Origin of the sequence: Pedobacter metabolipauper, from assembly GCF_004362715.1 — a bacterium.
Taxonomy (GTDB): Bacteria; Bacteroidota; Bacteroidia; order Sphingobacteriales; family Sphingobacteriaceae; genus Pedobacter; species Pedobacter metabolipauper.
This window is the reverse complement of the sequence record NZ_SNYC01000003.1, coordinates 173,698-187,952: the sequence shown is the minus strand read 5'-3', so window position 1 is coordinate 187,952 and position 14,255 is coordinate 173,698. Positions and strand designations below refer to the sequence as shown.

Annotated in this window: 9 protein-coding genes; all 9 read right to left on the bottom strand. The window is 43.0% G+C overall.

The genetic code is table 11. The features are described from left to right. Positions 1-78 precede the first annotated feature (78 nt). The 9 genes from ATK78_RS00865 to ATK78_RS00825 all read right to left on the bottom strand — a co-directional run bounded on the left by ATK78_RS00865 (position 79) and on the right by ATK78_RS00825 (position 14,255). Positions 79-1,185, bottom strand: coding sequence for a PepSY-associated TM helix domain-containing protein (locus tag ATK78_RS00865; RefSeq protein ID WP_133574177.1), 1,107 nt, complete (start codon positions 1,183-1,185; stop codon positions 79-81). Then, the gene (locus ATK78_RS00860; protein WP_133574176.1) at positions 1,166-3,856 is read right to left on the bottom strand and encodes a TonB-dependent siderophore receptor; all 2,691 of its coding nucleotides are present in this window, start codon (positions 3,854-3,856) and stop codon (positions 1,166-1,168) included. Before ATK78_RS00860 ends, ATK78_RS00865 begins: the two co-directional genes overlap by 20 nt. A gap of 85 nt (positions 3,857-3,941) precedes the next feature. Beyond that, positions 3,942-4,904 (bottom strand): FecR family protein, encoded by a 963-nt coding sequence (locus ATK78_RS00855; RefSeq protein WP_133574175.1) that lies wholly within the window; start codon positions 4,902-4,904, stop codon positions 3,942-3,944. A 125-nt stretch (positions 4,905-5,029) separates the two neighbouring features. Next, entirely contained in the window at positions 5,030-5,584 is a 555-nt protein-coding gene (locus tag ATK78_RS00850) for an RNA polymerase sigma-70 factor (RefSeq protein WP_133574174.1), read from the bottom strand. 58 nt (positions 5,585-5,642) lie between these two features. Beyond that, positions 5,643-8,069 carry a beta-galactosidase GalA gene (gene galA, locus ATK78_RS00845; protein WP_243732397.1) on the bottom strand — a complete coding sequence of 809 codons (2,427 nt, stop codon included), beginning with the start codon at positions 8,067-8,069 and terminating at the stop codon, positions 5,643-5,645. Positions 8,070-8,075: 6 nt separating this feature from the next. Next, entirely contained in the window at positions 8,076-10,418 is a 2,343-nt protein-coding gene (locus tag ATK78_RS00840; protein ID WP_208112280.1) for a glycoside hydrolase 5 family protein, read from the bottom strand. Positions 10,419-10,420: 2 nt separating this feature from the next. Continuing rightward, positions 10,421-11,461, bottom strand: coding sequence for a glycoside hydrolase family 53 protein (locus ATK78_RS00835; RefSeq protein ID WP_133574173.1), 1,041 nt, complete (start codon positions 11,459-11,461; stop codon positions 10,421-10,423). A gap of 20 nt (positions 11,462-11,481) precedes the next feature. Then, entirely contained in the window at positions 11,482-12,600 is a 1,119-nt protein-coding gene (locus ATK78_RS00830) for a SusE domain-containing protein (protein WP_133574172.1), read from the bottom strand. A gap of 11 nt (positions 12,601-12,611) precedes the next feature. Continuing rightward, positions 12,612-14,255 (bottom strand): RagB/SusD family nutrient uptake outer membrane protein, encoded by a 1,644-nt coding sequence (locus ATK78_RS00825; RefSeq protein ID WP_243732396.1) that lies wholly within the window; start codon positions 14,253-14,255, stop codon positions 12,612-12,614.

Sequence of the window (14,255 nt, the reverse complement as noted above, 5' to 3'; positions counted from 1 at the left end):
GGTTTGGTGCCATAAACATAGCAAATCCTATCCACAAAATATATTCTTACAGGTAGTATTTTTTCTTTTCACAATAACTTAACAATATCTTTTCCAGTACCACATCAAAAATCCAGTTACCGGCAATGCGGCAGCAATCAAACCTGCAATAAAAGCCATTATTTTTCCGGCCAATCCGAATAGAGTTCCGGTATGCAGGTCATAATTCATGGCTTTGATCCTCGGCACTGTAGAAAGAACTTCGAAAGAATCACCGGTATGCAGCAGTTTTCCATTATACCGGTCATATTTAAATTGAATACGATCATACAAATGATCCTCACTTAAATATGCGGATACGTTCACCGTTCCGCTTTTTAACGCAGGAAAGTTGTACAGGAAATAGGCGGTTTGCGGAGCTGACCCCATTGCTTGTTTAAAGATCAGGTCTGACGGACTTTTCCCCATAACTTGAGTCGTATCAGATAAAACTTTAGACTTCTTTTCCGCAACAACATCAAAAGACCACATCAGGCCTGTTAGGCTGATGATCAATAACAGGAGGAATGCATAAAATCCGAAAACTTTGTGCAGGTCATAATTGAGGCGCTTAAATTTTGCATTCCATTTGATGGTAAAATTCGTTTTCAGCTGTTTACGCTTCCATTTCTTCGGCCACCAAAGTATCATACCGGTAATGAGCAGCAATACAAAGCATACTACAGACCAACGCGCAACCTGGTGTCCAACCTGATCACCAAGCAGCAGGTTCATATGCAGGGCGAGTACGACTGTAAAAAATTCTTTCGCTGCATTTTCCACAAAGACTACCTTTCCGGTATATGGATTGAGATATACTTTTTGGTAATGCGCATAATAGTTCCAATATCCAAAACCGTCTTTATTCACTTTTAACGATCGAAACATATAGGTACGGCCTGGCTTTTGAGAAATTTCAACACGACTGATCTTACGTGTTTTACCCAATGCAGATTCTGCTTTAGTTATAAGATGGCTTAATGGTAATTTTTTGCCATCAGGAGGAACGGGTACATACAAACGGTCTTTATACAAAACGTCTTTGATCTCTTCCTGAAATGCATACATTGCCCCCGTGATGCCCAATATAAACACCACCAGCCCGGAAATTAATCCGAGCCAGAGGTGTAAGAGTGTTGTATATTTTTTAAAACTTAATGGTAACATTGGCAGCTATTGTTCTAGGCATCTGTGCTGTAAGTACACCTTGTCCGGTAAAATAAAGTTCATCAGTAAGGTTATCTATTTTCACTCCCAACCGGTATCGTGGCGTGTCATAGAACGCGGTTGTGGTAACCAGTAAGTAAGAAGGAAGTATAAATACGCCGGTTACGGCAGAGTTACCAGTCAAATGTTCGCCAATAAAGTTCGCGCCAAATCCTAAACCCAGTCCTTTATAGGTTCCTTTAGGAACAGTGTAACTTGCCCAGGAATTGAATAAGTTGCCTGGTCCGGCAGAGGCTGGTCTGCGATTTTCCAATGCTGCAGTTGATTTGGTCAGCTTACTATAATTATAGCTGTAACCAGCAATAACATTTAAGCCTTCAACCGGATTTGTGATCAGCTCAAACTCTACACCATGACTTTCCTGGGTACCATTTTGCACGGTAATGTTATAATTTACATTGTTCACATTAACGCCTTCTGTCCGCGTCATATTCGTAACTTTAATATCATAGTAACTGGCTGTAAAGCTGAGCTTTCCATCAAACATATCCAATTTCGCACCACCTTCAAACTGGTTTGCCTGCTGGGGCTTAAAGGTATTGGACGCACCTGAACCTTCTGGTTGTGAAACCGGGGCAACATTACTAAATCCATTCATATAATTCCCGAATACAGAAAGCCGGTCTCTCAACACCTGGTAAACCATTCCCAACTTTGGTGAAAATGCTGTCTGCATGTAAAAGCCAGAAAGCTTCATATCATTTTGATTCAGCAGACCTTTATTTTGAAAACGGTCTACACGAAGGCTAAGCATGGCCATCAAACGGTCAGACAGATTTAAAACATCTGACGCGTATACACTATAAATGTTATTTTTGCCCGTATTCTTGGTTGGTAACGCCGTGCTCGCAGCAAGCCTTGCTTCTACGGCAGGCCGTGAGATCTTCACATAATTGGCATCCGGTACCAGTCCGCTTACATTGTCAAATACCAGGTATGGCGAATTGCTGTTGTTAACGGTTTGGTTTAAATAATCCAGCCCGGCTACCAAACGGTTACGCAATCCGAGTACTTTAAAATCGCCAATGAAGTTTTGCTGAATGTCGGTCGAAGTATTTACAGAATTCTGTAGTGAGATATTGCGCTCGAGCATTTCGTCAGATGCTGCGCCGCGGATAAACTGATATTGATAAAAACCGTCCGATTTCCGGGTATTGCTTGAATAAATGGTTTGAGAGGTCCAGTTGTCTGAGATTTTATAATTGATCTGTCCCTTCACGTTTACTGTCGGATTTTTCATCACCAGGTCATTGCTGCTGTAGGAACGGTTCCAGTCAAAATTCAACTCCTGAGGTGTTGTTGCAATATACGGACGCACGCGATTTAGAAACACTGCTGCCGGGCTTGTGCCCTGTAATTCATAGAAACCAGCATTTAAACTGATGTTTAATCTTTCATTTGCGCGGTATTCTATTGCGGGTGAGATGAAGGTTGATTTTTTAAAGCCAACATCCTGAAAGCTATTCTGGTTCTGATAGGCTGCATTCATGCGGAACAATAGTTTCTTATCTGTACTTAACGGCCCATATACATCAGCGGTTAACCGGTTCAGGTTATAACTTCCGGTGGTATAGGCAATCTCTCCGCCTAACGTATCTACAGGCTTTTTGGTAACGATATTAATCAGTCCGCCAAATGAAACAACAGCACCGCCAAATAAAGTACCTGAAGGTCCTTTGATCAACTCTACGCGTTCAATATTGGCAGGTTCAATTTCTCCATTGGTTTGAGATGGTACACCATCCATCAATGCGGCTTCGGTACGAAACCCGCGCATGCTGTAAAATGACGCTCCATCACTATTTATCCCCCTGCTGCCCTGAATCTTATATACACCCGGGCTATTTTTAAGTGACATACTAAACTCTGTAACCATTTGTTCATTCAGCAATGCTTTTGGAATGGTGGTATATACTTGTGGGTTTTCCAAATTACCCAATGGCATTTTAGCAGAGGTTGTTGTTTTTTTTACTGAGAACTTATTGGTACTGCCGCCATTGATCACCACTTCCTGCAGCTGTTCATTGTTTTCCGACAGGATGAAATCAAGAACAACCGTTTCTCCGGAAGTTAGCTTAACATCTTTTTGCTGAGGGGTAAGCCCCACAAAACTGGCTGTTAAGGTATAGGTGCCCGCCTCAACATCTTTAAGCATGTAATTTCCACGGGCATCTACCTGTACCGCTCTCCCTCCCTTAATGCCTACAGTAACAAATTCTCCGGCCTTACCATCACGGGTCTTTACCTTCCCTTTGATGGTGCCCTTTGCTGATGACGTCTGAATGGTAACGAGCTGCCCGTTAACGCTTAGCCCTTTCAATTGTTTACCCAACAGTTCAGCAAGGGCTTCCTTCAATGGCTTGTTATTAAAGTTAACCGTTACTTTTCTTTCTACATCCAGCTGGGTGCTGCTGTATGAAAAACGTACAGTGCTTTGTTCAGTGATTGCAGTCAGCGCGTCAGCAATCCGAGCTCCGGAAAGCTTTAAGGTGATCGTTTTATCGAGTACGGATGCCTGTTGGGCAATTGTACTGAAGTGGCAAAACAGGAGTATACAAAATAAAGTGAGTATTGTTACGGATTTTTTCTTTGGGGTACATGCTTTGTACATACTTTTGTTTGTTGTTTAAATTAATGATGAATTGATTTGCAATAGCCCGGTGTGAAGTTGGCCGACTGAAACCGGGTTTTTTATTTTAATAAAGGGTAAATACATTTCCATGTTGGGTATAGCTGCATTTTAACGCGAAGCTGATACTTTCCAAAACCTGTTTCAGTGAAGGATTTGAAAAGCTCCCCGTGTAACGTTCTCTGAGCAGCTTTTCAGAATGAATTCCGATCTTTACATTATACCAGCGTTCGAGCGTTGTACTGATCTCTGCAACACTTTGATTGTCAAGAATGAGTTCATTATTTTTCCACGCCAGGTGTTTACCAACATAGGCATCCGTTTTGTCCAGCATGATATTTCCGTTGCGATTCAACACATAGATACCCTGCTGATTGGCAGTAAGTATGATTTTTCTGTTAGAATGATTGGCAGCAAAACTTACCTTACCCTCTTCCACAACTACCGCGTTTGCCGCCTCTGAGGGATAAGCCCGAACATTGAATTTTGTTCCAAGCACCTGGATCTGCGTTTTTGAGGTGGTTATGATAAATGGATGTTTTGAATCTTTGGCTACACTAAAGTAGGCTTCGCCAACAAACTTTACGCTTCTGTTACGGCCGTAAAACTGAGCCGGATAACTCATTGTGCTCTCAGAATTTAGCCATACGATGGTACCATCAGACAAGGTAACCTGCAGCTTTTGTCCCTTTTTAGCTGTGGTATGGTTATAAGCGACACGGCTATTTTTTAAAGGTTGGTTTGAAAATAGAAATGCGGCAAAAACAAGCACTGCAACCGCAGCGGCATACTGCCATATTTTAAGATGATATGATTTTTTTAGCTTTAGGCTTTCTGTTTTCTCTGCTGATAGTCCGTAACGGGCAGAGATCTTTTTCCACCCTTTATGTTTAAGTGCGGTTAGATCGGTTTCTTCGGGAAAGCTCATTTCTGCCTCATCAGAATCCAGCCAGGCCTCAACCAACCGTTGTTCGTCCGGACTGCATTCCCCTAGGTGGTAGCGTTGTATTAATTCTTTATTTACCTGCATAAGTACCGGGTGTAAATGTTCCCATATACCAATAAGCCGGATAACAGTAGATTTCTCCCAGGCCGCAAAACATAAAAAATCAATTATTTCTATAAAAAACTGATTATCAACAGGATTAATTTCAACTATTGATAGGCTTTTAAGTTGCTTCTTAAAAAGCTCATCGCCTTATATAAATGATATTCAACAGTTTTCTCTGAGATCAGCAATTTAGAGGCGATTGCTTTATTCGTTAAGCCTTGTTGCTGACTTAACCGGTAAACCTCCCGGCATCGGCATGGAAGCTGGTCAACCAACAAATTCACACTGCCGTTCAATTCATTAAAATATACTCTTTCTTCTGTACACAGATCAGCAGCGCAATAATTCTGCAATGCGCAATCCACATGTTCACGGTGCCTGATGCTGGTGCGAAGGTATTCAAAGGCTTCGAGTTTTGCCGCACGGTAAAGATACTGCTCAAAAGTTGTACGGACCATTATACGGTCCTTGCGTTCCCATATTGATGCGAAGAGATCCTGACTAATCTCTTCAGCAATCTCTTCATCTCTGGTGTAATTAAAGATGATTCCAAAAACTTTTTCCCAGCAATCCAGATACAGCCTTTCAAAGGTTTTTCCATCCAAAACCTGGATGTTTTTTATTACCTGATCATTAGCATCTGAATTTTCCCCGAACACGTGTGTAGATTTTTTTCAAAGCTACAATTTAATCTGGAATCAATCTAAATAAATATTCTTATTGCACATTAATTTTTGCACTTCCGGTAGTTAAACCTTTCGATACCGCTTCAAACTTAACCGTTCCCTGATCCTTGCCCGATTGCAGGATGACCTGGCATTTACCATTGAATAAGTGCCTTTTCCATCCGCCGGCAAGATACTGATCCGGTTCATGGCTGCTTGGATCTCCATTACCTACCCCAATAATTTTTACATTTCCGGACACGGTAAATTCCACCAGGTTTGAGGCATCCGGAACTTCCCTTCCTTTTTGGTCTACCACGGTGATGTTAACAATAGCTAGATCCTTTCCATCTGCCAGAATCGTATTTTTAACCGGGGTTACCCGGATGGCATAGGATGTTCCTGTAGTCTGGACACTTGCCGTTATTTTTTTTCCCTTTTTATAGGCTACCGCGGATAAAGTACCTGGCTGATATGGAACACTCCATTTCAAATGGCTGTTTCTTGGCATCTCTTTTTTTCCAAGACTTTTACCATTCAGAAAAAGCTCCACCCGGTCTGCATTGGTATTTACCCACACGTCTACCGGAGTACCTTCTTTGCCTTTCCAGTTCCAGTGTGGCGACAGATGCAGTATGTCTTTGTCCGTCCACCAGGACTGGTAATAATAGTAGATGTTTTTAGGAAACCCGCACACATCCATTACACCAAAATGAGAATTGATATTCGGCCATTCGTAAGGTGTTGGCTCTCCGCGATAATCGAAACCTGTCCAGATAAAGCCACCCATCCAAAATGGATTTTCTGCTGCCAATGACCACCAGGTTTCTGCTTTACTAGCCCACCATGGTGCGGTGATATCCTGATCGGGAACATACCCGGCTATAGAATCCTTCTCATAAATACCCCTTGTGGTAACCGTACTTCCCATTTCCGTTCCAATTAATGGTTGGTTGGGATGGTCTCTGTGGTAATCTGCTACCGCAAACTGGCGGTAGTTAAATGCCCGAACCGGGATCACTTCATTTACACCTGTCGCCACGTTTGCCAGATCTGCTGCGTAGGTACTGGTACGGTAAGGATCCAGTTCCTTTTGTTTTGCAATCAGGGTTTGTGCAATCCGCTTACCGATTGATGTGGTTTGGATGAGGCCTTCTTCATTACCAATAGACCACATGAATATGCTCGGATGGTTTCTATCGCGTTTAATGAGTTGTTCAAACTGGTTCATATACTCCGGACTGCTGTTTAAAAGCCGCTGCTCATCCATAACCAGCATGCCAAGGCTATCACAGGCATCCAGCAATTCTGGTGTTGGTGCATGGTGACTGGTGCGGTACGCATTGGATCCCATTTCCTTTAAAAGGCTGATGCGGTAATACTGCAGTGCATCTGGTAAGGCACTTCCTAAACCGGCATGGTCCTGGTGGTTATTGGTTCCCTGGATCTTTACGTGCTTTCCATTTAGAAACAGGCCTTTTGACGCATCTATAGTTATTGTACGTATGCCATAGCGTGTAGTTACACTGTCTACTTTTTTCTGATCTACACTTATTACGGTGACTACTTTATACAGATATGGGTCTTCCAGAGACCAAAGTCTCGGGTTGTTCAGTTCAATAGTCTGGGTAGCTGTAGTTCGTCCATTTACGGCCAGGTTTAATGGCTGCGAAATACCAGCGGCTATTTTTTTACCGTTCCGGTCCGTTATATAATTTAAGACCGATACTTTCTGATCGGTTAAGCCCAGGTTCTCTACCACAGTTTCAATACGAACTGCTGCATTTACAGGATTAACTTCTGCGTGTACAAATACTCCATCCGGTACAATATGCGTATTGTCAAAATGGTTTAGCCATACGTGACGGTAAATACCGGCACCTTCGTAAAACCAGCCTTCATATTGTGTGGCATCTGCACGAACCACTAAAACATTTTCTCCGCCAAAATTAAGATAGTCGGTCAGGTCATAATTTACGCCCAGATACCCGCTTTGATGGTTCCCTAAATAAAATCCATTGATCCAGATCTGTGCATCTCTGAAAATACCATCAAACTGGATCTGTATCCGGTGTCCTGAATCTGCTTTGGCTATATTAAAGTGCTTACGATACCAGCCAATACTCGTTTCCGGAAAAAGTCCGCCAACCGGCTTATAGCCATGTGCCAGCACATCAACATTTGCTGATTTTGTAAAAGGCAATTCAACAGCCCAATCGTGCGGAACGGATAAACCTCTCCAGTTTTTATCATCAAACTTTGGATCTATAGCGGTTTTCTCTGCTTTTCCTGATTTGGCAAAAAGGTTTGCAATCTTATAGTTAAAATCTTTTTCAGGATCTGCTGCATGCCCAAGGCTGAATTTCCAATCTTCATCAAAGTTCATCTTTGTTGGTGTTGGCGTTTGTTGTGCAAATACAGTTGACCTGGACAACAGCATAGTGCTTAAAATGAGGATAAATCCTAAAGTACGGCGCATAATAAATTATTTTAGGTAAACAGAAGCGATTTCCAGATCTTGATTAAACGAAACCTCCAGTTTTTCAACTGTCTTTAACTGGAACGAAGCACTTTCGGGTGTTCTATAATATAGGGGCAGGAAGCCAGGATATGGTCTGGGCAGCAGCAATTGCGAATCCTGCTTTAAACTGCTCAACGGAATTTCAATATCTTTCAGTTCAGATCCAACAGATACTTCAGTAGAGAAGAAATGCGCATCAGCATCAATCAGTCCTATTTTAATCTTCGCCGGATTTGCCCCGGTTGTCTTTACACGGATCACCAGTGTGGTTAATTGCCGCAAATTTCCCGGATTTAATTTAAGATGATCACCTACATAACTTTGAAAGCCCAGTAAGGAACTTTCCCCGGTTTTAGATACCGTCAATTTCAGCAATTGCTGCGATGAAGTTTCACCGGGAATATACTGAAGTCCATTATTTTTCCAGTCCGGGTTGTACAAAGTAAGGTATTCCTGATCTAATGCCGGATCAAACAAAGGCAGGAAGTTTTCTCCCAATGTTGTCAACGCTCTAACTGCTCTCAAGATGCCCAATGGTCTCAAATCGTTAACATCCTTAATGCTTTTCGAGCCTGCAACAGTCTGTTTTGATTCTTGTATTATTTGTGCAGCCGATCTTTCTAAAAACTCTTTAGCAGATGCTGCAGGGGCAACATATTCACCCATCTTTAATGATGCATATGGCGTATTTGCCGTTATACTGGTTTTTTTACCTTTTTTAATGACCAAATAGGTTCCCGGTTGTATATTAAATTTCTGCTGCACTGCAGTTGTACCAAAAACATTTCCTGTATTCATTGCCTTGATGGTAAAATCACTGCCCAGATCAGGAAAATTCAATTGCATCGCCTGCTGCTGCCAGTCAATTCCGGTTACAGCCCGGTCTTCGGCGGTCTTTGCAAATGGATCGCGGATTTTAATTGCATCAGGCATTACTTCCAGTCTCCATACCCCGGTTTCTATCTTATCCAGAAAATAGGCTCCGGAACCTTGATATACTACTGCAGCAGAGTTCCCCACACCGGCCATGTGCTTCAACTTGCTGATATTTAAAGGTATGCTTGTCGTCGTATTTGAATAATAAAATTCTTTTTCTGTATTCATCTCGCTGAGCGACAATTTATAACTCAGCCGGAATGCAGCAAATAACGTATCGGATGTTTGTACTTTTGACCTTGGCAAGTCATGAAAGGCTTTGGATGCAATTAACAAGCTGATTGCTTTTGAAGGCGTATAAGCCAGGTTCAAATAGTGCGTTTGGTACTCTGTATTTCCATAAGCAGTAGCCATGGGATCGTAGGCAAATTGTGTAGCCCACTGAAAACCGGCCATCCTGAAGCTTTTGGCCATAGCCGGGTACATATAAGAATCCAGAATATCTCCGGCATCAAACTCATAAACGATCTTTGCCCTGTTTTTAAAAGCCGGGATCGTATCAAAAGGAATCACATATTTAGATACATTTGGCAAATAGTTCCCTTTTAAGGTATGTCCGGATACCAGGCCTGTAGGATACCACTGAAAACTATGGCCCTGAACGTCTGCTTTTACAATGGCATCTGCATATTTAGGAGATTCACTGATGTTGTAGAAGATCGGTTTTGTCCAGCCTGTTCCGCGAATTGCCTTTACCATCCGGTTAACATATTCCGTTGCTCTTTCTTTGGGTCCGCTATGCTGGGGTTCATTATTTACTTCAGCGGCCAGAATATCCGGATCATCCTGATAAATGAGACCGGTATACGGATTTTTATGCTGAAAAAACTGCTTTAGATAACGTTCCTGCGCAACAAATGCAGCTTCTTCAACCAATGCACGCTGCTTGCCGTATTTGCTGGAGAACCCTCCGCGGTCTTCATCTTTCTCCGGATAACCGTTACCCCAATAGGCTATTGGCGTAACCAGCGTTTTAATATTTCTCTTTTTGAGTTCTGCGATCAGAAAATCAAATAAGCGCAGATGTTCATTATTCAAAAGATTGCCTGCCGAATCAGAAATTTCGGTATCCCATACATGAACCCTAAATGCATCTAATCCGAGACGTGAGAAATGGTATACATCGTCTCTTATGGCCTGCTCTGCAGTAATGCCTGTTCTTTTCACAGAGCGGTATCCATAAGCAAAGGGTACGGTATAATTTACACCAAAAAATGCAGCTTCCTTATTGCCTTTTTCCCAGCGGATCACCCCATATTGGTCGACATATATTCCTGTTTTCTTAGAGCTAAGGGGTTGTTGGGCAAATGAGGAAGTGGCAATTAACAGGAAAACCAGGCTCAGCACAAATCTTTTATAAAGCATCATCATTATTAAGGTAAAAAAGCGTCCATTGCAACCGTTGGCTTACCGGTGTCATCAAAGGCACCCAATTTATAACCGCTCCAACTGTTATAAGATTGTGGTTCCCAATAGAAAACACCAAGCCCCTTACTGTTTGGCAGTGATTTATTTTTGGCAATGATATCGGCAATGAACAACTTAGAAGCCGCTGCTTCTGCAGCAGGCATACCAATCTCGCAAATCATAATTTCAGATCCGTAACGGGAAACCATGTCGGTCATATTTGCCAAACATTGTGTATTCTTAGTCGCCCAGTCGGCAGCAGTCGGGTACAGAGACATTCCAATCACGTCCCATTTGGCACCATTATTTTTCAGCCCGTCAAACATCCACCTGAACAACGCGTTGTCATAACCATTAGAAATATGAACCACAACCTTTGAATCCGGGTTCACAAATTTTACCGCATTGTAACCGGACAGGACGAGCTCAGCAAAGTTCTTCATACTTGCAGATGCTTTGCCCTCTTCCCAGAGCATCCCATTGTTGGTCTCATTACCTACCTGTACCCACTCTGGAATGATCTTATTGTTTTTCAATTCAGTGAGTACAGCTACGGTATGGTTGTACACGGAAGTTTTTAGTGCAGTAATGTTCTGCCCGGCCCATGCAGCCGGTTTATTTTGTTGTCCGGGATCAGCCCAGGAATCACTGTAATGAAAGTCTAACAATACCCGCATGTTCATTGCCTTTGCACGTTTGGCTTTCGTCAGCACATCTGCCGTATTACACCATCCACCGGCTGGGTCTACCCATACCCGAAGGCGGACGGTATTGATGCCTTTGCTGCTTAAGATCTTCAAAAGATCCTGCTCTACGCCTTCATTGGTATAGAACTTTTTACCGGAGGCTTCCATTTCTGTAAGCCAGCTTACATCGGCACCTTTTGCAAACGTACCTGGCGGCAATGGATCCGGATAGATCTGTGTTGCCCCTTCTGGAGATTTTTTACAAGCCGTATGAAGTATGATCAGGAGAAACAATATTCCGAATCCTTTAATTCTATTCATCTTTCTAAATTTTAAGGTCATTATTTAACAGAATAGGTGTAGTTACCATCTCCGGCACTCATGTCTAAGGTTACCGTGAACACTCCGGTCTTGGCAACCGGGATATTGACACCGCCCCACGCAGGTGCGCCGGCAAACATCAGGCTGCCATTTTCTGCCTTGTCCAGCTTGTAGCTAATCTCGTATCCGCCGTTAACGGTAAATACAAAGGTTTTACCTGCGGTAAGTGCCACATTAGAAGCCGTCCAAACCTTTGTAGCAGCATTGTAAACCATTGGTGTTCCAGATAAACTCCATGCATTGTCATCTCCTGAGATAAAGAACTTTACCGGGGTGTAGGTTATGGTTAGTGCATCCAGGTCCACATTCACTTTCATATGATTCGGACTTGGCGATAACCATAGATTTCCGCCGCCTTCGCTCAGCGTGGTTGCACTGGTACCCCAGCCATATACTTTGGCATCCCTTGAAGATACCAGTGTAAAGGCATCACCACCCCATCCATCTGCATTGGGCAAATCCAGATAGCCTTCATATTTAGCATTAAATTTGGCCGAGGTTAAGATAAGGCCATTGGTTCTGGTTGCCGGTGTTCTCCAGGAGTTACCTCCCTTAACCATTAGTGCCGGATACTCTACAAAGGACTTGTAAGGGTTAACGGTCATGGTAAGTACCGAATAAACAGGTTTAACTGTAGAAGAAAGTCCTGAATTTTGTTTTACTTCAGATCTTAAACGGACAACAATTGTGCTGTTTGTACCGGTTGGCAGCATCAGCTGTACCGATAGCAGTGCGTTAAAATCAGCACCCAAAAAAGTCTTTTTCAAGCTGTCACCAGCGAGTTTAACGTCTATCGCATTTGCCCATCCATTTACGCCTGATGTATCTGAAGGCACATCGAACTGTAACGTGTACGAAGGCACTACCTTTACCCCATAATCAGGAGCGTTAAAACTAAATGTGACCACATTGCGGGTGTCTGTTGCTGATGAAAGCACCAGGCTGGTTGCAGAAGCTGCAAAGCCCTGGATCCCTGAAACAGGTGCAGCGATTATATTTTGACTGGCTTCCTTTTCGCAGCTGCAAAAAAGAAGGGCAATAATCATGGTCAATAAAAACTGGTTCAATAACGTTCTCATATGTATTAACATTAATATCCTGTGTTTTGAATTAGGTTAGGGTTGGCAGAAAGGTCTGTTGGCGGCAACGGAAATATATTGTATTTATCTGCTACGGCTGTGCCTCCGCTTACACCGCCTTTCCATGCCCAGAGGTAGGTATTGGAAGTAAATTTCCCATAACGGATTAAATCTGTTCTGCGGATGGCTTCATAATACAGCTCCCTGCCTCTTTCATCTAAAATAAAATCGGTATTCAGTGCGGTTGAACTGATATTGCCTGCAGTGCTGCCGTTATAAGCGCGGGTACGCAACGCATTCACATAGGTTAATGCAGTGGGAAGGCTTCCGCCATTACCGCCTCTCAATACGGCTTCTGCATAGGTCAGGTAAACCTCTCCCAGCCTGAACAGTGGAAAATCAATGTCTGAAAAATCCTTTGCTGCATCCTGATGCGGAGCTGCTGCCCCTGATCTTGTTTTATTCCTGTATTTGGTGCTTGAATAACCAGAAGTAGATACATAAAGATCAGTCATTTCGAGACTTTGACCGGACATATAAAACTGTGCCCTGGTATCGGTAGTACCTGTTTTATCTGCAAACAGGTTTACAAATTGATGGGTCATTCGTAAACCGCCCCAATCTCCGTTTGATCCGGAAACATCTGCAGGCACGTTTGCCGGTCCATGCATCAGGTAGGTTGTACCGCCAAAGTTTTGCGTATTCGTTCCATCGTAATTGATGGTCAGGATATTCTCGTCGGTATTCAGGTGGTTATCTGCAATAGTCAGTTCTCTATAGTTACCATGCAGGGTATAACCGGCTCCTGTAATTTTGTTGCAATAGGTAATGGCTTCCGTATATTTTGGCGTTCCGGTATATACCACGGCATTCAGGTACATCCTGGAAAGGAGTGCCCAGGCAGCAGCTTTATCAGCTCTGCCATATTCGTTACCTTTTGGTGCCACAAGCTCATTTTCCAGGGCCAGCAATTCTGATTCTACATAATTAAAGAGGTCTTTACGAAGAATACGTTTCGGAAAATCTTTAGCAGCAATTTGTGTTTCTTCAGTTACCATGGGTGGATTTGCATACAGATCCATCAATACCCAATACTGATAGGCCCGGATAAAGCGGGCCTCTGCCCTGTATTTACGGATGTTATCTGCGTCTGTACCCGTAATTCCCCTTTCAGATAATTTATCATCGGAAGATTGCCTGATGAAATCATTGCACAAGGTGATCTGGAAATATGAACGGTAGTAGAGTCCGTTAATGATGGAGTTTATGGACGACCAGCTAATTTCGTGGAGACCCTGTACACCGGCATCATTTTGCCATGACCATGCTGCTTCATCGGTAGTCAGTTCCTGGAGGTTCCAGTACAACCTTAAAAAGTCTGAGTTACCTTCATCCTTGATGATCTCAACCGGAATGTCCTGTTGCCCGGTAGCGGCGTTTCCGGTTAAGGCGAACGCTCCATAGACCTTTGCCAGTGCCTGTTTATATCCGGCGGGGGTTGCATATACTTTTTCTGCAGTCAGGTCATTTGTTGGTGTCAGATCCAGCTTATTACAGGAAACCATCCCCATCATTACCAGGCAGGCCAATCCTATTATTTTTGACACGTTTAGTGTATAATATCTTTTTGTCATGTTCTTCATCGTCCTGTTCAT